The following is a 22,565-nucleotide window of genomic DNA, read 5'->3' as shown; positions in this document are numbered from 1 at the left end:
TCGGGACGTGGGCGCGACCGGGGGGACGGCGCGGCGAGGACGGGGCCGGAGGGCGGTCGCGCTCGGCGCGGGATCGCTCACGGCGGGATCGCTGGCCGCGGGGCTCCTCCTCGCGGGGGCGGCGCCGGCGCTGTCGGCGCGGGGCCTGCCCGATCCGGTCACCGCGCCGTCGCTGGACATTCCGACGCCGCCGCCCGGCCTGAGCTCCGATCCCGTGCCCGCGCCGGCGGCGACGCCCGCGGCGCCGGGGACACCGGGTGCGCCGGGCACGTCCGGGGCTCCCGGAGTGCCCGGGACGCCGGGGGTGCAGGGAGTGCCGGGGACGAACGGGATGCCGTGGGTTCCCGCGGCGCCCGAGCAGCAGGCCACGCCGGTCGCTCCGTGGACGCCGCCGACCGTGCTGCGGCCCGCCGAGGCCGGGGACGAGGTCTTCCTGGCCATGGACCAGGGGACGTTCCTCGGCGCGCTCGGCGTCTTCCTCGGCGTCCAGGCCACGCTGCTCTGGCTCGGCACGATCCTCTACGTCCGGCGCCGCACCGCGCCGGACCGGGACCGCTAGAGAGGTTGAGACCATGACGAGCGCCGCCGCCGCATCACCGTTCCCCGCCGGATCGGGCAAGCCCAAGGCCGACCCGACGACGGTACGGCGCGCGGTCATGGCCTCGACGATGGGCAACGCGGTCGAGTGGTTCGACTACGGCGTGTTCACCTCCGGGGCCATCACCGGGATCATCGGCAAGGTCTTCTTCCCCGGTGACTCCAACGCGGTGCTCAAGTCGCTCGCGCTGGTGGCCATCGGCTTCATCGTCCGCCCGTTCGGCGGCGCGTTCTTCGGCCCGCTGGGCGACAAGATCGGCCGGCGGCGGGTGCTCGCCATCACGATCCTGCTGATGTCGACGTGCACCTTCCTCGTCGGCGTGCTGCCCACCTACGCCGCCATCGGCCTGGCGGCGCCGATCATCCTGCTCGGGCTCCGGCTCGTGCAGGGGTTCTCCACCGGCGGCGAGTACGGCGGCGCCGCGACGTTCATCGCCGAGTACGCGCCGACGAAGAAACGCGGGTTCTACGGCAGCTTCCTTGAGGTCGGCACGCTGACCGGCTACATCCTCGGCAACGGCCTGGTGCTGACGGTGAGCCTGATCGCCGGCACCCAGGCGATGCACGACTGGGCGTGGCGCATCCCGTTCATGCTCGCGCTGCCGCTCGGCATCATCGGCCTCTACCTGCGGTCCAAGCTCGACGAGCCGCCCGCGTTCCGCAGGCTGGAGGAGCGCGGCGAGGTCCCCGACAAGATCCCGCTCAAGGAGACGCTGGCCGGCTACTGGCCGATGATCCTCAACCTGATCGGCATCGTGATCCTGCTGAACGTCGCGGACTACATGCTGCTCACCACGATGCCGTCGTACTTCACCGAGCATCTGCAGATCGGTGCCAACACCGCCACGATGATCATCATCGGGGTGGAGCTCGCGCAGTTGTGCGTGCTGGTGCCGCTCGGCATGTTGTCCGACCGCATCGGGCGAAAACCGCTGTTGCTGGCGTCGGCCATCGGGTTCCTGCTGCTGAGCTATCCGGCGATCCGGCTGATGCAGAGCGGCAACCTGGCGGCCCTGGTCATCGGCTTCCTCATGGTCGCGTTCCTGCTGGCGCTGATCCTGTCGGTCATCGGCTCCACGTTCCCGGCCATGTTCCCGACCCGGGTGCGGTACGGCTCGTTCGCCATCGGCTACAACGTCTCGACCGCCCTGTTCGGCGGCACCGCCGGCGTGATCGTCGAAGCGCTGATCAACAAGACCGGCGACAAGAACTGGCCCGCCTACTACCTGATGGGGGCCGCGGCGATCGCGATCGTGCCGATCCTGCGCATCCCGGAGACCGCGGGCGTGCCGATCGAACAGATCGACGAGGAGCGGCCGGCGAAGGCGCTCACCTGACCCCCGGCGGCGGGCTGAGCTCGCCCAGCACGGTGCGGACGCGCCGCTCGTCGGCGGTCCGGCCGAGCTCGGCGAACGCGGCGAGGCAGCGTTCGAGCTCCGTCCGGGCGTCCTCGTGGCGGCCGAGCGCCTCGTAGCTCCGCGCCAGCCGTTCGCCGCAGGCCGCGCGGGCGCCCGCCGCCTCCTGCGCGGCGAACACCCCGGCCGCGGTCTCGAGATGGGCGACGGCCTGCTCGTGGTGGCCCAGCCCCTGGTGGGCATAGCCCCACTGCTCGTGGAAGTGGGCATTGGCGAGCGCGTGCCCGATGCCCTCGGTCAGCCGCAGCCCCTCCTCGCAGAGCGCCGGCAGCGTGCCGAGCCGGCCGGCGGCGAGGTTGACGCGCACCAGGCTGTAGAGCGCGATGCTCTGGTAGGCGGCCTCCCCGAGCTCGCGCGCGATCTCCAGGGCCTCCGTGCACGCCTCGACCGCGCGTTCGGGCTCGCCCGTCTCGCTGAAGACCAGCCCCAGCACCCGCAGCGCGGCGAACTCGGTGTGCGGGTCGCCGACGCGGCGGGCCAGCCGGAGCGCCTGCTCGGCGTCGTCGCGCGCGGCGTGCGGGCGGCCGAGCAGCTGGATGCTGTACGCGCGCAGCTCCAGGGCGCGGGCGAGGTCCTGGCGGCTGTCGGTCTGCGCGAAGACCCGCACGCAGCCGTCGATGAGCGCCAGCGCGTCGGCGGGCCTCCCCCGGTCGGCCGCGATCACCTTGGCGGCGCGGAACCGGGCGCGGGCCGCGGCCGGCGCGTCGCCCTCGCGCTCGGCCGCCGCCGCGACGATCCGCCACAGGTGTTCGGCGTCCTCGTGCAGGTGGTGCGAGTGCAGGTGGGAGGCCATGCGCAGGACGAGCCCGGTGGCCAGCCTGAACCGGCCGGCCGAGCACGCGGCGGTGACGGCGGTGCGCAGGTTGGTCAGCTCGCTGGCGAACCAGGCGGCCGGGTCCGGTTCGATGAGCCGCTTGACCAGGTCGTCGGTGACGGCCATGCGCGGGGTGAACCGGGCGGGCGGCGGGAAGTGGGGGTCGCGCGGCACCAGCGCGTCGGCGTGGTCGACCAGTTCGAGCCAGCCGATGGTCAGCCGTTCGAGGGCCGGCTCGGCCTCGGCGTCGTCGGCGAGCCGTTCGGCGGCGTAGTCGCGCAGCAGGTCGTGCAGCCGGTAGCGCGGCTGGTCGACCTGGTCGACGCCCACCGCCGACAGCAGGCTCTTGTCGACCAGGTCGTCGACGACCTTCTCCGCGCCGGGGTCGTCGAGGAGCACGCCCACCACCCAGGGCGCGAAGTCGTGCGGGCCGGCGAGCGCGAGCATGCGGAACGCGCGCCGCGCCCGCTCGTCCAGGGACCGGTAGCTGGCCTCGATCAGCGCCCGCACGGCGGTGTTGCCCGCGACCAGGTGGTCGAGCCTGCGCTCGGGGTCGGTGAGCAGCCCGGCCATGTGCGCGAGCGGCCAGCTCGGGCGGCCCGCCAGCCGCGCGCCGACGATGCGGACCGCCAGCGGGAAACCGTCGCACGCGGCGACCACGGCCGTGGCCGCCTCCTCGTCGGCGGCCACGCGGAGCGGGCCGATGATGCGGCCGAGCATGCGGACGCCCTCGCTCCGGCTCAGCCGTTCGAGCCCGAGCAGGTGCGCGCCGTCGAGGTTGAGCGTCCGGTTGCGGCTGGTGATGAGGATCGCGCAGCCGGGGGTGCCGGGCAGCAGCGGCTGGATCTGCTCGGGCCCGGCCGCGTCGTCGGCGACCACCAGCACTCGCTTGCCCGCCAGCCGCGACCGGTAGAGGGCGGCACGTTCGCGCAGCGTCTCAGGGATGTCGGCGGGCGCGACGCCGATGGCCCGCAGCACCTCGTTGAGGACCGCCGCCGGATCGCGAGGCGCCTGCGAGGCGCCGGCGAGCTGCACGTACAGCTGCCCGTCCGGGAACGACGGCGTGACCAGATGGGCCACGTGCAGGGCCAGCGAGGTCTTGCCGACGCCGGGCGGCCCGCTGATCTGCACCACCGGCGGCGCGGTCGCCCCGGCGGCCGACCCCAGCAGCTGCCGCAGCCTGCCGCGTTCGAAGTCGCGCCCGGTGAAGTCGCGGACGTCGGGCGGCAGCTGGCGCGCGAGCGGCTGCCGCGGCGCGCGCGGGCCGTGCGCGGGATGCGCGGACGCCGCCTGCCCGGGATGCCGGGGCGGCCCGGGGCACAGGTCGGGGTCGTCGACCTTGATGCGGTGCCACATGCGCTGGAGCACCGGGCCGGGCTCGGTGCCGGCGGCATGCTCGAGCATGTCGTGCGCCTCGTCGTACGACTGCAGCGCCTCGGTCTTGCGGCCGGACCGGTACAGCGCCAGCAGGAGCTGCGCCCACAGGTGCTCGTTGAGCGGATCGTCGCCGACCCAGGCCCGCAGCCCGGGCACGAGCGCGCGGTGCCCGCCGAGCGCGAGCCTGGTCTCGACGAGTTCCTCGCGCGCCAGCCGGCGTTCGGCCAGCAGCCCGGCCACGATGCCCGACATCGCGGACGTGACCGGCAGGTCGTCCAGCGGCGGGTCGCGCCAGAGGGCGAGCGCGCGCTCGAAGAGCTCGGCGGCCAGCGGGTCGTCGCCCATGTCCCGCGCCTCGCGGGCCTGGACGAGGCGGTCGCGGAACGTGCGGAGGTCGACGGCGTCCCCCGGGCCGAGGCGCAGCCGGTAGCCGCCGTGACCGGGCGGCACCCGGTCGGCCGACAACACCCGCCGCACGCCGGCGACGCAGGTCTTGACGGCGCCGCCGCGGCCGCCGTCGGAGTCGCCCTCCCAGAGCAGCGCCCGCAGCTGGTCCGGCGAGAGCGCCTGGCCGTCCTTGAGCACCAGCACGCAGATCGCCGAACGGATCAGCGGCTGGGAGACCGCGACCGGTTCACCATCGTCGGTACGGATCTCCAGCCGCCCAAGAATTCGAAACTCCACTGACCCTCTCGCAGCCTCTCCATGCCCGCTCGAGAAGCCCAAGCTAGTGAACATCGCCGGAGACAATCATGGCCGGATGTGGCCAGGAGTCAGAACGAGTAAGGATTCCTGTTGCCGATGGTCGCGCGGAGGTGCCGGTCCGAGACCGAATCCGGTTCCGCTCACCTTTCGCTCACCTTTACGGCCTAGCGTCGGCATTCCTTGAAGATTTCCGGATAAGACCCACACTCATGCTCCTGCCCCGTTCCCGCCACGGAGGGTCCCGAGAAGGGTGAACATGACGACGACACCGCCGCTGCCGGTCGCCGGCTTCAGCCGCGAACGGCTCGAGCTGGATCCGGCGTACGGCCGCATCCGGCGCGGCTCCCCCGTCGCCCCGGTCCGGCTCCCCGACGGGACCGGGGCATGGCTGGTCACCGGATGGGAGGAGGCCCGCCAGGTCCTGTCCGACCCGGTCTTCAGCCGGGCGCGCGCGGCCGGCCGATCCCCCGGCGCGCCGCGCCGGGAGATCTTCATCGCCGACATGGACCCGCCCGAGCACACCCGGATGCGCCGCCACGCCGCGCGGGCGTTCACCCACCGGCGCGTCCAGGAGCTGCGCCCCCGCGTCGAGGAGGCCGCCGGCCGGCTGCTGGACGCGATGGAGCACGACGGCGCACCCGCCGACCTGGTCGAACGGCTCGCCCTGCCGCTGCCGGTGACCGTCATCTGCGAGCTGTTCGGCGTGCCGCCGGGCGACAGGACCCGGTTCCAGCGCTGGTCGGAAGCGTTCCTGACGATCTCCGCCTACTCCCCCGCGGAGGTACGGGACGCGCACGAGGCCCTCGACGCCTACCTCGGCGACCTCATCGAACGGCGCCGCGCCGACCCGGGCGACGACCTGCTGTCGGCGCTGGCCCACGCGGACGACGAGGACGGCGAGGACGGCGGGCTCGGTCCCGGCGAGCTGGTCGGCCTCGGCGCCGGGCTGCTGGTCGCGGGCTACGAGACCACCGCGAGCCAGATCACCAACCTCACGTACACGCTGCTGAGCCTCGACGGCGAGTGGGCGCGGCTCGCGGACCGGCCGGAGCTGCTGTCCACCGCGATCGAGGAGCTGCTGCGGTTCGTGCCGCCCGGCTCCGACACCGGCATGCCGCGCGTCGCCACCGTCGACGTCGAGCTGGGCGGCGTGCTGGTCCGCTCCGGCGACACCGTCCTGGTGGCGCGCCCGGCGGCCAACCGCGACGAACGGGTCTTCCCCTTCCCCGAGTCCCTCGTCCTCGACCGGCCCGACAACCCGCACCTGGCGTTCGGGCACGGCATCCACCACTGCCTCGGCGCGCACCTGGCACGGCTCGAGCTCCAGGTCTCGCTGGGCGGCCTGCTGGGCAGGTTCCCCCGCTTGCGGCTCGCCGCACCGGAGTCGGCGTTGCAATGGAAGGCGGGGTCGTCGGTCCGCGGCCTCTACCAGCTCCCCGTCACCTGGACCGACACGCGACGATGAGCCTTACCGACCCGACCGAACCCATCGACCCCGCCGGCCGTCCCGGCCGTCCCGCCGGCCGCACCGGGCCGCCGCGGGTGACGGCCGCCGGTCCCGGATGGGGGGCCGCGCGCGGTGTCACCGAACCGGCCAGCCCGGCCCGGCTGTACGACTACCTGCTCGGCGGCAAGGACAACTACGCCGCGGACCGCGAGTTGGCGGGCCGGCTGCTCACCGTCCAGCCCGAGCTCGTCACCTCGGCGCGGGAGAACCGCGCCTTCCTCACCCGCGCCGTCGCCCTCCTCGCCCACCGTGGCGTGCGGCAGTTCCTCGACCTCGGCTGCGGGCTGCCGACCCGCGACAACGTGCACCAGGTCGCCGCCCGCCACGCCACCGGCGCTCGGGTGGTGTACGTGGACCACGACCCGACCGTGCTCGCGCACGCGCGCGCCCTGCTCGCCGACGACGGCAATGTCGCCGTCGTCCAGTCCGACCTGCGCAAGCAGGAGGAGCTGCTGGGCGACGTCGCCAGGGGCGGGGTGCTCGACTGGGACGAGCCGGTGGCGGTCCTGCTCACCGCCGTCCTGCACTTCCTCCCCGACGCCGACGACCCGGCGCGGATCGTCGGCGGGCTGCGCGGCCTGATGTCCTCGGGAAGCGCGCTGGTGCTCTCGCACGCCACCGGGGACGCCTCGCCCGCCGCGTCCCAGATCGTCGAGCTGTTCTCCGGCGCCTGCGTCGCACCGCTGGCGCTGCGCGGCAGGGACGAGATCAGGGCGTTCTTCGGCGACCTCGAACTGCTGGACCCCGGGCTGGTGGTCACCGCCGCGTGGCGGCCCGGCGAGCGGGCGCTCCCGCCGCCGCACGGTCAGCTCCTGGCGGGCGTGGGGGTGCGCGCATGACCGCGAACGCGGGCCCTCCGGACGCGGGTCAGGGACCTAGGTCCCTGGCCGGAAGACCCCCGGGCGCCGTGGAATGGACGGCAGAGCGCCAGAGGCCCGCGGCCGAAGGAGGAACGACCCCGGTGTGCATGACCGACGAACTCCGCCAGCACCACCGGCGCTGCGCCCCGCACCTGACGACGTTGCGCGTCCTCGCCGCCGAGCCCGGGTCCGTGCTGCTGGCGCCCGCCTCCACCGGTGCCGTCGAACGGGCCCTGCTGGTCGTGCTCGCCGAGGCCGAGGCCGCGCAGGACACCGTGGTCGGCGCGGTCGCGGCGCGCGGTGACGGGCCGTCGGCGGCGGCCCGCTTCCTGTCCGCCCGGCTGACCCGGCTGCGCTCGGCCGGCGACGACGTCCTGGCCGCCGCGGCGGCCGGTGACGCGCCCGCGTTGCGGCGGCGGTTGTGGATGTTCAACTCGCTCGCCGAGGCGATGTGGACGGTCCAGATCAGCTTCTGGACGGTCGCCACGCCGCTGCTCGCCGCGGCCGGCCGCGAGCGCGCCTCCCGGCGCGTGCTGCACGAGTCCTGACCGGACGAGCGCCGACCTGCCGCACCGCCCTGTCCGGACGCGCCGCGAGTGCCGGGCGATGTCGGGCAGCCGCAGCGGCCGCGGCTCCCTGATGAGCAGGCCGAGCAGCCCGTGGCCGTGCGGCCGGTGCCCGATCGCCTCGATGTCGTCCTCGCCCGCCCCGACGGTGATGAACTCGGTGAGCCGCTCGCCGTCCTCGGCGAGCAGATCGTCCAGTCGCGGTTGCGGCAGGATCGGGGGCTCACGATCCTCGCCGGGTCGTGTCTCCGCCACCACGCCCGCCATTATCTCGGGAATTCCCCTCGATGTCCGTGGCAGGACCAAAGTCCCTCGCTCTGAGGACGTTCCGCACTACCCTCCGTGACCGATGAGGTTCTATCGTCGCCGTACCCCCTGGATGTGAGGACACCGAAGCCCATGACCGGTCAGCCCGCTCCCGCGTCCGGCGCCGCTCCCGACCCCATCCGGGTCTTCCTGGTGGACGACCACGAGGTGGTCCGCCGCGGCATCACGGCGCTGCTGTCCGCCGAGGACGACATCGAGGTCGTCGGCGAGGCCGGCACCGCCGGCCAGGCCGTCGCCCGCGTCCCGGCGGCCCGCCCGCACGTGGCCGTGCTCGACGTCCGGCTTCCCGACGGCACCGGCATCGACGTGTGCCGCGACATCCGGTCCCTGATGCCCGACGTGGCCTGCCTGATGCTCACCTCGTTCGACGACGAGGACGCCCTCTTCGACGCGGTGATGGCCGGGGCGGCGGGGTACGTGCTCAAGCAGATCCACGGCTCCGACCTGGTCGGCGCGGTGCGCACGGTGGCCTCCGGCCAGTCGCTGCTCGACCCGCGGAGCACGGCGCGGATGTTGCAGCGGCTGCGCGAGCGCCAGGAACGCCGCGACCCGCTGATGACGCTGACCGACCAGGAGAAGCAGATCCTGTCGCTCATCGGCGAGGGGCTGACCAACCGGCAGATCGGCGACCGCATGTTCCTCGCGGAGAAGACCGTGAAGAACTACGTGTCGGGCCTGTTCGCCAAGCTCGGCATGAGCCGACGCACCCAGGCCGCGGCGTTCGCCGCCCGCATCCGGGTGACCGAGGGCCCTTAGCGGGACCCGGCCGGGACGTTCGCCCCTGCTGGTCCCGCCACTGACGGCGCAGGCTGGGGGGCATGAAGGACGACGGGAACTCCACGGAGGCGCTCGGCCGCGCCGAGTCCCTCGCGCTCATGCGTTCGGTGCCGATCGGCAGGATCGTGTTCACCGAGCAGGCTCTGCCCGCCATCCGGCCGGTCGGGTTCCGGCTGGACGGCGAGACGGTCGTCATCCACACCGGTCTCGGCTCCTCGCTGAGCCGGGCCGTCCGCGACAGCGTCGTGGCGTTCCAGGCCGACGCGTTCGAGAGCGGCACGGGGCACGGCTGGTCGGTGACCGTCCTCGGCGAGGCCCGGTCCTGGCGCGACGGCATCCGCATCGGCTGCCACCAGGTGTCCGGTCAGCGGATCGGCCCGTGACCGGCCGATCCGAATTAGGGTCCTGACCGGAACGGAGATGATCGCTAACCTGGGAGGCGACTTACGGTCCTGACCGAAAGGGTCTCCCCTGTGATCCACCGCCGTCGTTTCCTCCAGGCAGCCGCCGTCGCGGGCGGACTGCCGCTGCTCTCCCCCGACCTCGCCCTGGCCGACGCCCCGGCCGGCACGGCCGGCCCGCCCGGCCCGGGCGGGGCCGAGGGCGCCGTCACCGACCTCGGCCCCGCCAGCGTGAGCACGCCGCTGGGCAACGGCGAGTTCGTGAACGGGGTGCTGTACGCGGGCACCCGCGGCCTCTCCCCCAACGTCGTCGGCGTCTACGACCTGGCCGCCGACGCCGTGACCGCCCACGTCGACATCCCCACCGGCATCGGCGTCTGGGCGATGTGCAAGGTCGGCACCGACGTCTACGTGGGCACGCACAGCCGGTCCGACCTCTACCGGCTCGACACCCTGACGGGCACGGCCACCCGGGTCGGCGAGTACCCGTACCACTTCATCTGGAACCTGGCCGCCTCCCCCGACGGCAAGGTCTACCTCGCCATCTCCGAGCCGGGCCGCGTCGTGGAGTACGACCCGGCGACCGGCGCGAGCCGCGACCTCGGCGTCACGGTCGAGGGCGAGGCGTACGTGCGCAGCATCGCCGCCGACGAGACCACCGTCTACGCGGGCGTCGGCGCGCACGCCCACCTGGTGACGATCGACCGCGCGACCGGCGCCAAACGCGACGTCATCCCGGCCGCGCTGGCGGGCCGCGACTTCGTGGCCAGCCTGGACGTCTCGGCGACGCACATCGCCGGCGGCATCTCGTCCAACGGCGAGGTCCTGGTGATGTCCAAGGCCGACCCGGCCGACCACCGCGTCCTCACCACGGCCGAGAAGTACATCCCGTCCGTCCTGCTCCACGACGGCTTCGTCTACTTCACCGGGCGGCCGTCCGGCGCGCTCTACCGCTGCGCGCTCGACGGCGGCGAGGTGGAGACGCTCGGCGTCGCGCAGCCCGAGGCGGCCACGCACCGGCTGCTCGCGCACGACGGCAAGGTCTACGGGGTGCAGGACGGGGCCGTCTTCGTCTTCGACCCGGCGACCGGGGAGCTCGGCTACGTCAGCCTGGTCCAGCGCGGGTTCAGGGCCGCGCCCGAGCAGCCGATGTCGGTGCACTCCGACGGGCGCCGCGTCTACGTCGGCGGCAAGGGCGGCGCCGACGTCCACGACGTCGCCGCGGGCACCAGGACCCGGCTGGGCATCCCGGGCGAGCCCAAGACCGCGCTGACCGTCCGAGACCGCACCTACCTGGGCGTCTACACCCAGGGGCTGCTCTACTCGCACCGGCCCGGCGACGCCGAGGCCGTCCTCCTCGCCAAGACCGGCAACCAGCAGGACCGGCCGCGCGACCTGGCCCACGACCCGGTGACCGGCCTGATCGCGATGACGACGCAACCCGAGCCGGGCCAGATCAACGGCGCCCTGTCGCTCTACTCGCCGCGCACCGGCCGGTTCGAGACGCACCGCGGTGTGATCGAACGGCAGAGCCTGTACGCGGTGACCTGCCGGAACGGCGTCGCCTACATCGGCACCAACGTGCAGGAGGGGCTCGGGCTGCCGCCCGTCACCACCACGGCCCGGCTCGCCGCCTACGACCTGCGGCGGCGCAGGGTGGCGTGGCAGGTGGAGCCGGTGCCGGGCGCGAAGGTCATCCCCGGCGTCGCGCACACCGCCCGGGCCGTCTACGGCGTGACGAACACCGGGCTGGTCTTCGAGTTCGACCTGCGGACGCGGCGCGTGACCCGGACGGTGCAGGCCGGGACGCGCGGATCCGACCTGCACGTCGTGGGCCGGCGGGCGTACACGACCGACGGCGAGGCGGTGTACCGGATCGACCTGGCCGGCTTCACGGTCGTGAAGATCGTCGACGGGCTGGCGGGCGAGTGGTTCGGCGGCGAGCCCAAGCTCGCCCTCGACCCCTCGCGCCGCGCGCTCTACGGGCTGAAGGGACGCAACCTGGTGCGCATCGCGATCTCCGGGCGCTGACCGTGCCGGGGCCCCGCCCGGGGAAGAAGGGGCGGGGCCCCGGCGCCTCGGCGTCCCCGCCGGCCGGCCGCGGGGACGCCGGACGGCCGGACGGTCAGCCGCCGGACGGGATGGTCAGCAGCGGGCAGCCCGGGTCGAGCCGGATCTTGGCGAGGTCGCGCCCGATCAGCGCCCACGCGTTCCACGACCCGGGCTCGAACGCCAGGTCCGGGTTGGTGTACCAGTCGTCGCCCAGGCCGGTGGCGAGGTGCGTGGCCCCCGTCGTGCTCAGCAGGTGCACGTTGCCGCCTCCGAAGTAGGTCGAGGTGAAGACTTGCCCCCGGTGCACCTGGATCTCGCCGTACCCCGGCAGCGGCCCCTGCGCTTTGATCGTCCGGGTGGCGAGGTCCATCGCGAACCAGCTCGCGGTGCGCTTGTAGACCCCGTACAGCACCCCGCCGTGCACCTTGACGTCCTGGAACGTGCGGTGGCCCGGCACCGGGTCGGCCTGCCAGAGCACCGTGCGCTTCCTCAGGTCGAACGCCGCGACCGAGGCGGAGGTCTTGACCGGCGGAGTGCCGCCGCCACCGAGCACGTCACCGCCCAGGTAGACGACGCCCCTGGCGGAGTCGAGCGAGAGGCTCATCAGGCTCTGGTCGGGGATGACGTCCACGTACACCTGCTTGTCGCCGGTGTCGGGATCGACCACGGAGAGGGCGCCCTTGAGGTTCGCGCCGAGCGGCGCGGTGGCGACGAGCAGCTTGTCGGTGCGCGGGTCGTACTCCAGGTCCCACGGCCGCTGCTGGCCCTGCCCCAGGTAACCCAGGCTCCGGATCGTGCCCGAACGCGGGTCGAGCTCGATGATCTGGCCGCTCGGGTAGATCTCGGCGTAGATCTTGCCGCCGCGCCGGACCATGGCCTTCGGCTCGCCCGGCACCCAGATCCGCCGCTGCCCGCCGGCGCGCAGGTCGTGCACGGTGACCGAGTAGTGCCCGCCGACGTAGAGCGCGCGCCGGCCGTGGTCGAGCAGGATCGACTGGGGCCGTTCGGAGCCGGTCGTCAGGCCGGCGTCGATGAGGTCGGTGTAGGTGACGGCCTTGGTGGCCAGGTCCATCGACCACATGCCGCCGCTGCCGGAGAAGCCGGTGAGGGTGCCGCCGTCCGGCACGAGACGGCGCGTCTCCTCGCCGAGCCGCGGCGTGCCGAGCTCGGTGGGCGCGGCGTCGCCGGTGCGGTAGCGGTAGATCGTGCCGTTCGGCCGGGACGCCAGGTAGGCGGTGCCGTCGGCGCCGAACGTGATCGTGTCGAGGCTGACCCCGCCGAGGTCGACGGCGCGCCGGTCGGTGCCGTCCTTGCGCACGTCGAAGAGGGTGGTGCCGGACGCCGCCAGGACCCGGTCCCCGTTCTCGGCCACCGCCCCGATGCCGGTGGCCCCCTGGGCCAGTTCGCGAACGGTGCCGTCGGCCCTGCTCACGGCGACCAGCCGGCCCTTGTCGAGCAGGCCGGCGTAGACGTTGTCGGCGTCGGCGGCGACCGCCCGCACGTACCGTTCGCCGGCGGCGAGCACGCCGAAGTCGCGGGCCGCGCCGGTCGAGGGGACGTACTCCCAGACCCTGCCGTCGGGGTAGGTGCCCGCGTAGATCGTCCCGTCCGGCGCGGTGGCCAGGCTCCAGACGAACCCGCCGTTGCGGCCGAACGAGTGCAGGTGCTCGACCGCGCCGGTCGCGGGGTCGAAGCTGTAGAGGTCGGGCACGGGATAGGCGCCGACATAGATCTTGCCGCCGGACACCGTGGTGGCCCAGGCGCCCTCGGCCTCGCCGGTCGCGGGCGCGTCGGGCAGCCGGACCTCGCGGACCACCTTCCGGGTGGCCAGGTCGATCTCGGCGAGCAGCGGCGGCTTGAGCCCCCGGGTGACGACGTACGCCTTCCCCTCGTGCACGGTGGCCCCGACGATCGCGCCGGTCAGCGACGCGGGACCGAACGTCCGGTGGCGCGGCGCCTCGCAGGAGGCAGCGGGCGCCGCCCGCGAGGGCGCCGCGTGCGCGGGCTGGGCCAGGGCGAGCGTCAGCAGGACGGAGACGATCGCGGCCCGGGCCGGTCGGCTGGAGGGCATGCCGTACCTCCTCATGGAAACTTATGGTCTGGACCGTAATGACCACCTGAGGGGACGTCAACGGTTATTCGCACCTTGATGCCTTGTGAGGCCACCGTTATGGTCTTGACCGGTATCAAGGAGAGGGTGGTTCGGTGACGGCATTTTCGGCGGAACGCCTGATCGGGGACCTCGCGGTCACGCTCGACCTCGACGTCCTGATCGGCGCCTACCCGGACCGGGACGGCCCGCCCGGCACGCCCGCGACGGTCCTCGGCACGCTCGCCGAGCACCGGGTCGCGGCCGGGGCGGTGGCGAGCCTGCGCGCCGCGCTGTTCGACACGGCGTCCGGCAACGACGAGGTCCTCGCCCTCGCCGCCGAGGACGCCCGGGTGGTGCCGGTCGGCACGGTCGACCTGCGCGACCCGATCGGCGCCGCGGCCGAGATCGACCGGCTGGCCGCCGCGCCGGTGCGGGCGATCAGGCTCTTCCCGGACGAGCAGAACGTCGAGGCCGGCTTCCCCTCCGTCCGGCACGTCGCACGGCGGGCCGCCGCGCACGGGCTCGCCGTGCTCACCGGCGGCGACGTGCGGCGCTTCTGGCGGCCGTTCAGCGGCATCGGCGCGACCGTGGTCTTCCTGGACACGCACTTCTACCACCTGGGCGACTTCCTGGTGGCGGCGGCCGACGAGCCCGGGTTCCACACCTCCACCCGGCTGCTCAACTCGCCCAACGCGCTGGAGCTCGTCGCCTCCCATCTGGGCGCGGACCGGATGGTCTTCGGGTCGCGCACGCCGCACGCCGAGACGGCCGTCCCGCTGCTGCGCCTGGCCACCGGCGGGCTCTCCCCCGACGCCGTCGCCGCCGTCGCGGGCGGCACCGCCCGCCGCCTCCTCGGACTCGGGGCCGCCTCGTGATCATCGACGTGCACGCCCACTGGGGCCCCTGGTTCTTCACCATGGACGTGGCCGAGGTCAACCTCGCGGCGATGGACCGCTACGGCATCGACCTGGCGATCGTGTCGGCGACCGAGGCCGTCATCTACGACGCGCCGCGCGGCAACCGGTCCCTGGCCGCCGTCCTGGAGAACACCGCGCTGGAGAACACCGCGCTGGAGGGCACCGGACGGCTGTACGGCTACGTGACGGTCAACCCGCGCCGGCTCGCCGAGGCGGAGCGGGACCTGAACGCCTACCTGCCCACCGGCCGGTTCGTCGGCGCGAAGATCCACACCGACTACACCGGCTCGCCGGTCACCTCGCCGCAGATGCGCGACGCCCTCGAACTGCTCGCCTCGCTCGGCTGCCCCGCGCTCGTGCACACCTGGGGCACCTCCGTCCTCGACCTCGCCGCGTTGTGCGAGGAGACCCCGGGCCTGAAAGTGATCGCGGGACACATGGGCGCCGACGGCTTCCGGTACGCGATCGAGGCGGCCAACGGGTGCGACCGCGTCTACCTGGAGCCGTGCTGGTCGCACGCCCCGGCCGGGCGCTTCGCCGAGGTGGCGGCGGCCGTCGACCCGCGTCAGCTGCTGTTCGGGACCGACTCGACCCTGATCGATCCCGCGTCGGCCTTCGGCGCGGTGGCCGCCGCGAACCTCACCGGCGAGGTGGCCGAACAGGTCGCCTGGCGCAACGCCGCCGACCTGTTCGGCCTCCCCCTCTAGCTCGGGCCGGATCGTCGGGGCCTACTTGCGGTAGACGAAGAAGTTCGCCTCGCGCGACATGTAGAGATCACGGTTCGGCGCCTGGGTCAGGACCGAGATCTGCTGGTTGAAGAGCTTGGTGTAGGCGAGGGTGTCGCGGTCGATCCGGAACACCTTCGCCTGCGCCTTGCCGTAGAGCTTGCCGTCGGTGGCGTCGAAGTACAGGAACCCGTCGCGCCAGACGTGGTGCACGGTGTCCCAGTTGTAGTCGCAGTACTTCGCCGTGCGCAGCGTCGTGCGCTGCACCGGGTCGAACTCGAAGACCGTGCAGGTGGAGAAGCCCCAGATGTGGCCCTTGTCGTCCACGGTGAGGCCGCTGTAGGAACGTTCACCGGGGACGGGCACGGTGGTGTAGCGCGTCTCGCCCGTGGCGACGTCGACGGCGAACAGCTTGGCGTCGTACTCCTGCGCGTCGACGCCGTTGCCACCCCACACCGAGGTGGTGCCGTAGACGACCCCGTCGTGGTAGGTCAGCCCGAGCACGCTGTGCGTGGGCACGACGTCGCGCATGACGCGCGAGGTCCCGGTGGCCGGATCGTAGATGGCCAGCACGCCGCCCAGCACGCCGGACGTGGGCACGGTTCCGACGGCGAGCTTGCCCCCGGCATTGATCATCGCGAACGGGCGGTCCTGCTGCTGCGGGGACAGGTCGAGGACCAGCCGCGGGTTGGTGCCGGGCGCCCAGGGCTGCGCCGGGTCGTATTCGAGGATCCGCGCCTTGGGGTACTCGCCGAGGTAGAGCTTGCCGCCGACGGTGACCATGCCCTCCATCTGCCCGACGCCCTTGTGGCCGACGGCGGTACCGGTGGCCGGGTCGTAGCTGGCCAGGCCACCGGACAGGTAGCCGCTGCCGTAGATCTTGCCGTCCGGCCCGGTGGTCAGCGACTGTACGGAGGTCGGCTGCTCGGTCAGCTCGGCCTGGAACGCGCGGACCTCGCCCGTGCGCGGCGTCACCCGCCAGAGCGCGCCCCCGAGGTTGGCCTTCACCAGCAGGTCGCCGCCGGACACCATGCCGACCGCGTGCAGCAGCGCCCCGGAGTCGATCCGCGCGACGCGGCGGGTGCGCAGGTCGCGCAGGTCCAGGGCGGTCACCTCGCCGGCGCCCGCCACGAAGTACAGGTCGTGGCCGTGCTTGGCGAAGCCGATGCCGGTGACCCCGGGGACGTGCTTCACCCACTTCTTGCGGGCCAGGTCGTACAGCCGCAGCTCGCCCGCCCCGGCGGACGCGGCGAACCGTACGGCCAGGTAGCGCCCGGCGAGCTTGACGTCATAGGCGAACTGGTCGGTGTCCAGGCCCGCCGGCAGCGGCAGCGGCCTCTTCGCCCCGCTCACGGGGTCGACGGCGACGACGTGGGCGTGCGCCCCGACGCCGGCGTACACGGTGCCGTCCGGCGCGACCGACAGCGAGCGCACGAACTCCTCGCCCGCCACCAGCTGCCCGTAGTCGCGGATCGTGCCCGACGCGGTGTCGTGCCGGAACAGCCGCCCGCCGGGCGAGGTGCCGCCGAAGAAGCCGCCCTTGCCGTCCGGCGCGACCGCCCAGACGGTCGTCTGGCCCGCGAGCGCGACGCCGAGGTCGGTCATGGTGGACGCGCCGAAGGTCCAGCGGAAGATCTTGCCCTGGCTGTAGCCGCCGATGAACGCGGTGCCGTCGGGCGCCGCCGTCACCGCCCAGGTGCCGAGCGCCCCCGGGAGCGGGAGCTCCACCTTGCGCTTGCCGGTACGGGTGTCGATGACCGAGAACAGCGCGCTCCCGGCCGAGACCGTCGAGACGGTGTAGAGGTACGAGCCGCCGTCGGGACCCGTCACCACGGCGCCGCCGGGCGTGGTGACGCTGCCGAGGGGCAACGGGGGAAGCTGCTCGAGCCCGGCGGCGGCCCGGGCCGGTACGGCGGCCGCGAGGGCGACCAGGAAGGTCAGCGCGGCCAGGAGGGCTTGGATGCGTCTCATGTGACGAAAATGGCAACCGTCTATCAATCGGTCAAGGCCGAAAGTCACAGCGCCAGCTCACAGTCATGCCGCTCCACGGGCTCTTACCTCGGGCTTCAGTCAAGGTTGACGGACTGAATCTCACCGTGTCTCAATTCCGGTCGAGACCGTAATCGGAACGACCTGGAGGCCCCATGCGCCTGAAGCGCACCATCGCGACCGCCTCGTTCGCCACCCTCGCCTGCACGGCGGCCCCCGCCGCCCCGGCGCTGGCCGGCGCCCCGCCCGCGCCGCCGCAGCCCGTCTCCCTCGGCGCGCCCCTGAGCGACGTGCTGCTCATCGGCGGCGTCGTGGCGCCCGGCCCCGGCGGCGAGCCCGCGCTGTGGAACATCTCCACCGGCAAGCCCGCCTACCTCAACGCCCTCGACCCGGCGACCGGCGAACGCCTGGTGACCGCCCCGCTGCCCGGCGGCGAGGGCGGCTGGGCGATGACCGCCGCGCCGGACGGCTCCATCTACGCCGGCACCTACCAGAACGGGCGCCTCTACCGGTGGCGGCCGGGCGCCGGCGACACCGTGGAGGACCTCGGCCAGCCGATCCCCGGCCAGCCGTACATCTGGCGCCTCACCACCGACGACCAGGGCAACGTGTACGGCGGCACGTCGCCGGGCGGCAAGGTCTTCCGCTACGACGCGGCCACCGGCCAGGTGCGCGACTACGGCCAGCCCGTCCCCGGGCAGGGGTACGTGAAGAGCATCGCCCACGCCGGCGGCAAGATCTACACCGGCTCGTACGCGCAGGCCCACATCGCCGAGCTCGACACCGCCACCGGGCAGGCCGTCGAGCTGCCGTCGCCCCCGGGCCTCACCGACCCCGACCAGCAGGTCTACGACATCAACGCCTACGGCGGGCGGCTGTACGTGCGGATCGGCACCGCGTTCCCCGGGCCGATGTACGTGTGGGACATCGCGGCCCGCGCCTGGGTGGACGAGATCCCCGACGCGCACGGCCTCGACGTGGCGCCGCCCGGCGCGGACGGCGAGATCTACCTGATCCAGAAGAGCGAGCTGAAGCGGTACGACCCGGTGGCCAAGACGCTCACCGGCACCGGGCTGACGTTCACCGGGCGGGTGCAGAACGCCCGCTCGATCGGATGGGCCGAGCTGGACCTGCCCGACTACCCGGGCAAGAGCGTCGTGGGCACGCTCTGGCGCGGCGAGATGTTCCGCTACAACCCGCAGACCGGCAAGTCGGCGATCCTCCCCTCCCAGGTGCGCCGCGAGCCCATCGAGATCATGTCGCTCGCGGCCGGGAGGACGCGGGCCTACGCGGGCGGGTTCCTGAACGGCGGGCTGTCGCTGGTCGACCCGGCCACCGGCGCGGCCACGTTCAACCGGTTCTCCCAGATCGAGTCGATCATGGAGACCGGCACCGGGGAGGTCTGGATCGGCGCCTACCCCGAGGCCCGGGTCTACCGGTACGACCCGGCGCTGCCGTGGAGCAGCCCGGAGTACTCGCCGGGCCCGCCCGGCACTGCGGACAACCCGCGGCAGGTGCTCAACCTCAAGCCCGACCTGCAGATGCGCGCCAAGGCCCTGGCCCAGGTCGACGGCAAGATCGCGATCGGCACGGTGCCCGAGGGAGACCGGCTCGGCGGGGCGCTGGTCCTGTACGACCCGGCGACCGGCGGCAAGCAGGTCATGCGCAACATCGTGCAGGACGAGAGCGTCCACGGCCTCACCGCCTCGCGCGGCGTGGTCTACGGCGGGACGTCCATCTACGGCGGCCTCGGCACCACCCCGCCGACCAGGGCCGACGGCGCGGTCTTCGCCTACGACGTCGCGCGGGGCCGCAAGTTGTGGGAGGTCACGCCGGCGCCCGGCGCGCCCACGGTCGGGTCCGTCGTCATCGGCCCTGACCGAAAGTTGTGGGGCATCGCGGGGAAGAACGTTTTCGCCCTCGACCCGCGGACCGGAAAGGTGGTCCGCCGCATCGAGCTCGGCACCAACGGCACCGGCGGGGACATCGTGGCGACCCGCAGGGCGCTCTACGCGAGCCTGGACGGCCGCAAGATCTACCGGCTCACTCCCAGGTCACCTCACGCACCGAAGCTCGTGGTGGACCATCCGCACCGCCGGATCTCGGTGCGCGAGGGCGGACCGCTGTACTTCAGCGAGGGCGCCGAGATGTTCCGGATCGATATCAAGCATTGACACCCGAAATCCGGCGCGGCTACTTTCGGCCTAGACCGTTATTGGCGCGTCGCCCCCTGCCCCCGTGCCCATATCCCAACTAAGGGGTCCGATGAAGATCCGTGTCAGCCGCCTCACGGCGTCGCTCACCCTACTCACGATGGCCGCCGGGCTCACCGCCGCGTGCGGAGGCTCCTCCGGAGGCTCGGGCGACTCGCTCACCCTCTGGATGTACCCGGTCATCACCGACGTCCAGGCCAACACCGCGTACTGGAACAAGATCGAGAAGGACTTCGAGGCCGCCAACGCCGGCACCGACCTCAAGATCGAACTGCAGCCGTGGGACGGGCGCGACCAGAAGGTCGCCACCGCGCTCTCCGGCGGCAAGGGGCCCGACATCGTCCTGCTCGGTCCCGACCAGGTCCCGCAGTACGTCAAGAACGGCACGCTCAAGCCGGTCGACGGCGCGGTGGCCCCGATCAAGGGCAGCTTCCTGCCGGGCGCGCTCGACGCGCTCAGCGTGGACGGCAAGCTCTACGCCGCGCCCATCTACCACACCGTGACCAGCATGATCTTCAACAAGAAGTTGCTGGACAAGGCCGGCATCACGTCCCCGCCGCAGACCTGGGACGAGATCAAGGCCGCCGCGCCCAAGCTCAAGGCGGAGGGCGTGGCCACGCTGGACTACTCGGCCTCCCCCGAGGCCTCGCTCAACATGAACTTCTACCCGCTGCTCTGGCAGGCGGGGGGCACCGTCTTCTCGCCGGACGGCAAGAAGTCGGCGTTCAACAGCCCCGAGGGCCTGGAGGCGCTGACGTTCCTCACCGACCTCTACAAGGACGGCTCGGTGCCCAAGAGCGCGCTGACCAACAAGAACGTGGTCACCGACCAGGCGCTCGGCAAGCAGGAGGTCGCGGCCGGCCTGATGAACGTGCCGGCCGACGCCGAGGTCGCCGCCAAGGCGTGGGGCGAGGACAACGTCATCGTCGGCATGCCGCTCCAGGGCAAGAAGCGGGTCGGCTTCGGCCTCCCCGGCGGGCTGGCCGTCAACGCGCGGTCCAAGAACACCGAGGCGACGGACAAGTTCCTCACGTTCATGACCGACCCCAAGCAGATCACCAGCCTGGGCACCGCCTCGGGCTTCCTGTCCCCGCGCACGGACGTGAAGGTGCCGCCGCCCAACGCCCGCGCCGCCAAGTTCGCCGAGGCGCTCCAGTACACCTACTCGGGTGACGCCAACCCGGCGGCGCGGCAGGTCATGGCGCTGCTGCGCACCGAGATCCAGGCCGCGCTCACCGGCAAGAAGACGCCGAAGCAGGCTCTGGAGGACGCCGCCGAGCAGAGCGACGAACTGCTGGCGAGGCAGCGCTAACGACGACGCCCGGGCCCGGGCCGCCGCGGCGGCCCGGGCCACCGACCTCTGGAGGCGCCTGTGCCGACGACCAGCCCCGCACCCGGTGCGGTGTCCCCGCCGGGCGACACCGCCGAGAAGGCCCCGCCCGAGCCCGGCGCCGCCCCCGCGCCGTACGGCGGCGGCGGGCGCGCCCGACGGAGACGGCAGGCCCGGGTGGGACTGCTGTTCGCGGCCCCGATGCTCCTGCTGTTCGTGGTCTTCCGGTTCGGCCCCGTCCTCGGCGCCCTGTTCCTGTCGCTGACCGACTACCGGCTCAGCGGCGAGTGGACGTTCGTCGGGCTGGACAACTACACCCGGCTCGGCGGCGACGACCTCTTCCTGGAGAGCCTCACGGTCACCCTGCTCTACGTGGTGATCTTCGTGCCGCTGACCGTGCTCATGTCGCTCGGCACCGCGATGATGCTGCACCGGGTGGTGTGGCGGCGCGGGCTGTTCCGGGGGATCTTCTTCCTGCCGTACGTGACCAGCATCGTGCTGGCCGCGGTCATCTGGAAGTGGATCTACGACGCCGAGGACGGCCTGATCAACGGGCTGCTCGGGCTGGCGTCCCTCGGCCCGGTCGAGTTCCTGGAGAACAGCGAGCTGGTGCTGCCGTCCATCGCGCTCACCTCGGCGTGGAAGGGCTTCGGCTACTCGATGCTGATCCTGCTCGCCGGGCTCCAGGCCATCCCGCGCTCCTACACCGAGGCGGCGATGATCGACGGGGCCGGGCCGTGGCAGCGGTTCCGGCACATCACGCTGCCGCTGCTGCGGCCGGTGCTGTTCTTCGTGCTGGTGATCGAGACGATCACCGCGTTCCAGGTCTTCGACGCGATGTACGTGATGACCGGCGGCGGCCCGGTGCGGTCCAGCTACTCGCTCGTCTACATGCTCTACGACTCCGGCTTCAAGTTCTTCGACTTCGGCTACGCGAGCGCGATCGGGCTGGTGATCTTCGCCATCGTCCTGGTCATCTCGCTCGTGCAGCGCCGGTTCCTCGGAAAGGAGGACTGACGGCCATGGCGACGCTCACCCGCGAGTCCCCCGCGAAGGCCCCCCGCAAAGACGCCGCACGGCGCACGGCGGCCCGCACCGGGCGCCTCACCCTGCCGGTGCTGCTGGTGCTCACCGCGATCGTCACCATCACCCCGTTCGCGGCGATGGTGCTGGTGGCGTTCGCGCCGGAGAGCGGGCAGACCTTCCCGGACGCGCTGCTGCCGGACAGGATCACGCTGGCGAACTTCGAGCACGTGCTCTCCAGCTCGGACGTGCCGCGCTGGACGCTCAACTCGCTGATCTTCTCGCTGGTCTCGGTCGTGCTGACGCTGCTGTTCGCGTCGATGGCGGGCTACGCCTTCGCCAAGAAGCGCTTCCCGGGCCGGGACGCCATCTTCTGGGCGCTGCTGGCCACGCTGATGGTGCCCTTCCAGGCCACGCTCATCCCGTCCTACATCCTGATCTCGCGGCTGGGCGGCGTGGACACCTACTGGGGCATGATCATCCCGACGCTGGCGAACGTGCAGGCGATCTTCCTGATCCGGCAGTTCATCGTCCAGCTGCCGGACGAGCTGTTCGAGGCCGCGGAGATGGACGGCGCGTCCGAGTGGCGCGTCTTCACCACGATCGTGCTGCCGCTGGTGCGGCCCGTGCTGGCGACCCTCGGCGTCTTCGTCTTCCTGTGGCACTGGAACGACTTCCTGTGGCCGCTGGTCATCGGCCAGTCCGGCGAGATGCAGACGCTCACGGTCGGCCTCGCCACGCTGCAGAGCGAGAACGTGCCGATCAACCAGATCATGGCGGGCGCGACCATCACGGTGGTGCCGAGCCTGCTGGTGTTCGGCCTGCTCCAGCGCTACCTCACCGACAGCATCGCGATGACCGGCCTCAAGGGCTGACCG

The 22,565-nt window shown here is 72.8% G+C and carries 17 protein-coding genes; 14 read left to right on the top strand and 3 right to left on the bottom strand.

Annotation, left to right across the window (positions count from 1 at the left end; genetic code table 11):
- The first annotated feature begins 7 nt into the window (after positions 1-7).
- A complete protein-coding gene (locus ABZ810_RS20525) occupies positions 8-559 on the top strand; it encodes a hypothetical protein (protein WP_358405158.1) in 552 nt (183 codons plus the stop codon).
- A gap of 13 nt (positions 560-572) precedes the next feature.
- Complete coding sequence (locus tag ABZ810_RS20520) at positions 573-1,934, top strand: MFS transporter (RefSeq protein WP_358405155.1); 1,362 nt, start codon at positions 573-575, stop codon at positions 1,932-1,934.
- On the opposite strand, the gene ABZ810_RS20515 is transcribed toward ABZ810_RS20520, so the two are convergent.
- On the bottom strand, positions 1,927-4,887 hold the full coding sequence (locus tag ABZ810_RS20515; RefSeq protein WP_358405152.1) for a BTAD domain-containing putative transcriptional regulator: 2,961 nt from the start codon (positions 4,885-4,887) through the stop codon (positions 1,927-1,929). The genes ABZ810_RS20520 and ABZ810_RS20515 overlap by 8 nt on opposite strands.
- Before the next feature lie 277 nt (positions 4,888-5,164).
- On the opposite strand from ABZ810_RS20515, the gene ABZ810_RS20510 reads away from it, so the two are divergent.
- The 6 genes from ABZ810_RS20510 (at position 5,165) to ABZ810_RS20485 (ending at position 11,377) form a co-directional block, all read left to right on the top strand.
- Positions 5,165-6,373, top strand: coding sequence for a cytochrome P450 (locus ABZ810_RS20510; RefSeq protein WP_358405150.1), 1,209 nt, complete (start codon positions 5,165-5,167; stop codon positions 6,371-6,373).
- Positions 6,370-7,254: an SAM-dependent methyltransferase gene (locus tag ABZ810_RS20505; protein ID WP_358405148.1), complete on the top strand. Its 885-nt coding sequence runs from the start codon at positions 6,370-6,372 to the stop codon at positions 7,252-7,254. Before ABZ810_RS20510 ends, ABZ810_RS20505 begins: the two co-directional genes overlap by 4 nt.
- 128 nt (positions 7,255-7,382) lie before the next feature.
- The gene (locus ABZ810_RS20500) at positions 7,383-7,823 is read left to right on the top strand and encodes a hypothetical protein (RefSeq protein ID WP_358405145.1); all 441 of its coding nucleotides are present in this window, start codon (positions 7,383-7,385) and stop codon (positions 7,821-7,823) included.
- A gap of 417 nt (positions 7,824-8,240) precedes the next feature.
- The gene (locus ABZ810_RS20495) at positions 8,241-8,924 is read left to right on the top strand and encodes a response regulator transcription factor (protein ID WP_358405142.1); all 684 of its coding nucleotides are present in this window, start codon (positions 8,241-8,243) and stop codon (positions 8,922-8,924) included.
- Between the two features lie 62 nt (positions 8,925-8,986).
- A complete protein-coding gene (locus tag ABZ810_RS20490) occupies positions 8,987-9,328 on the top strand; it encodes a pyridoxamine 5'-phosphate oxidase family protein (RefSeq protein WP_358405139.1) in 342 nt (113 codons plus the stop codon).
- Positions 9,329-9,418: 90 nt separating this feature from the next.
- A complete protein-coding gene (locus ABZ810_RS20485; RefSeq protein ID WP_358405137.1) occupies positions 9,419-11,377 on the top strand; it encodes a hypothetical protein in 1,959 nt (652 codons plus the stop codon).
- 94 nt (positions 11,378-11,471) lie between these two features.
- On the opposite strand, the gene ABZ810_RS20480 is transcribed toward ABZ810_RS20485, so the two are convergent.
- The gene (locus ABZ810_RS20480; protein ID WP_358405134.1) at positions 11,472-13,469 is read right to left on the bottom strand and encodes a hypothetical protein; all 1,998 of its coding nucleotides are present in this window, start codon (positions 13,467-13,469) and stop codon (positions 11,472-11,474) included.
- 134 nt (positions 13,470-13,603) lie between these two features.
- Here ABZ810_RS20480 and ABZ810_RS20475 point away from each other — a divergent pair, with 134 nt between their 5' ends.
- Together ABZ810_RS20475 and ABZ810_RS20470 are read left to right on the top strand one after the other, a co-directional pair.
- Positions 13,604-14,365, top strand: coding sequence for an amidohydrolase family protein (locus ABZ810_RS20475; protein WP_358405131.1), 762 nt, complete (start codon positions 13,604-13,606; stop codon positions 14,363-14,365).
- Positions 14,362-15,114 (top strand): amidohydrolase family protein, encoded by a 753-nt coding sequence (locus tag ABZ810_RS20470; protein ID WP_358405128.1) that lies wholly within the window; start codon positions 14,362-14,364, stop codon positions 15,112-15,114. The genes ABZ810_RS20475 and ABZ810_RS20470 overlap by 4 nt, the downstream gene beginning before the upstream one ends.
- Positions 15,115-15,135: 21 nt before the next feature.
- Here ABZ810_RS20470 and ABZ810_RS20465 read toward each other — a convergent pair whose 3' ends face one another.
- Entirely contained in the window at positions 15,136-17,103 is a 1,968-nt protein-coding gene (locus ABZ810_RS20465) for a hypothetical protein (protein WP_358405125.1), read from the bottom strand.
- 173 nt (positions 17,104-17,276) lie between these two features.
- Here ABZ810_RS20465 and ABZ810_RS20460 point away from each other — a divergent pair, with 173 nt between their 5' ends.
- From ABZ810_RS20460 to ABZ810_RS20445, 4 genes are all read left to right on the top strand, one after another.
- On the top strand, positions 17,277-19,295 hold the full coding sequence (locus tag ABZ810_RS20460; RefSeq protein WP_358405122.1) for a PQQ-binding-like beta-propeller repeat protein: 2,019 nt from the start codon (positions 17,277-17,279) through the stop codon (positions 19,293-19,295).
- Between the two features lie 91 nt (positions 19,296-19,386).
- The gene (locus tag ABZ810_RS20455; protein WP_358405119.1) at positions 19,387-20,646 is read left to right on the top strand and encodes a sugar ABC transporter substrate-binding protein; all 1,260 of its coding nucleotides are present in this window, start codon (positions 19,387-19,389) and stop codon (positions 20,644-20,646) included.
- Between the two features lie 60 nt (positions 20,647-20,706).
- On the top strand, positions 20,707-21,681 hold the full coding sequence (locus ABZ810_RS20450; protein ID WP_358405116.1) for a sugar ABC transporter permease: 975 nt from the start codon (positions 20,707-20,709) through the stop codon (positions 21,679-21,681).
- 5 nt (positions 21,682-21,686) lie between these two features.
- On the top strand, positions 21,687-22,562 hold the full coding sequence (locus ABZ810_RS20445; protein WP_358405114.1) for a carbohydrate ABC transporter permease: 876 nt from the start codon (positions 21,687-21,689) through the stop codon (positions 22,560-22,562).
- The last annotated feature ends 3 nt before the right edge of the window (positions 22,563-22,565 follow it).

This window comes from Spirillospora sp. NPDC047279 (assembly GCF_040643285.1).
Taxonomy (GTDB): Bacteria; Actinomycetota; Actinomycetes; order Streptosporangiales; family Streptosporangiaceae; genus Spirillospora.
Note: the sequence above shows the minus strand (reverse complement) of the source record. Positions and strands in the feature narration are given on the sequence as shown.

Bases quoted from the DNA above. Each gene is read 5' to 3' on its own strand.
- ABZ810_RS20520 (WP_358405155.1), top strand. From the start codon at position 573: ATGACGAGCGCCGCCGCCGCATCACCGTTCCCCGCCGGATCGGGCAAG.
- ABZ810_RS20510 (WP_358405150.1), top strand. From the start codon at position 5,165: ATGACGACGACACCGCCGCTGCCGGTCGCCGGCTTCAGCCGCGAACGG.
- ABZ810_RS20505 (WP_358405148.1), top strand. From the start codon at position 6,370: ATGAGCCTTACCGACCCGACCGAACCCATCGACCCCGCCGGCCGTCCC.
- ABZ810_RS20500 (WP_358405145.1), top strand. From the start codon at position 7,383: ATGACCGACGAACTCCGCCAGCACCACCGGCGCTGCGCCCCGCACCTG.
- ABZ810_RS20495 (WP_358405142.1), top strand. From the start codon at position 8,241: ATGACCGGTCAGCCCGCTCCCGCGTCCGGCGCCGCTCCCGACCCCATC.
- ABZ810_RS20490 (WP_358405139.1), top strand. From the start codon at position 8,987: ATGAAGGACGACGGGAACTCCACGGAGGCGCTCGGCCGCGCCGAGTCC.
- ABZ810_RS20480 (WP_358405134.1), bottom strand. From the start codon at position 13,469: ATGCCCTCCAGCCGACCGGCCCGGGCCGCGATCGTCTCCGTCCTGCTG.
- ABZ810_RS20465 (WP_358405125.1), bottom strand. From the start codon at position 17,103: ATGAGACGCATCCAAGCCCTCCTGGCCGCGCTGACCTTCCTGGTCGCC.
- ABZ810_RS20460 (WP_358405122.1), top strand. From the start codon at position 17,277: ATGCGCCTGAAGCGCACCATCGCGACCGCCTCGTTCGCCACCCTCGCC.
- ABZ810_RS20455 (WP_358405119.1), top strand. From the start codon at position 19,387: ATGAAGATCCGTGTCAGCCGCCTCACGGCGTCGCTCACCCTACTCACG.
- ABZ810_RS20445 (WP_358405114.1), top strand. From the start codon at position 21,687: ATGGCGACGCTCACCCGCGAGTCCCCCGCGAAGGCCCCCCGCAAAGAC.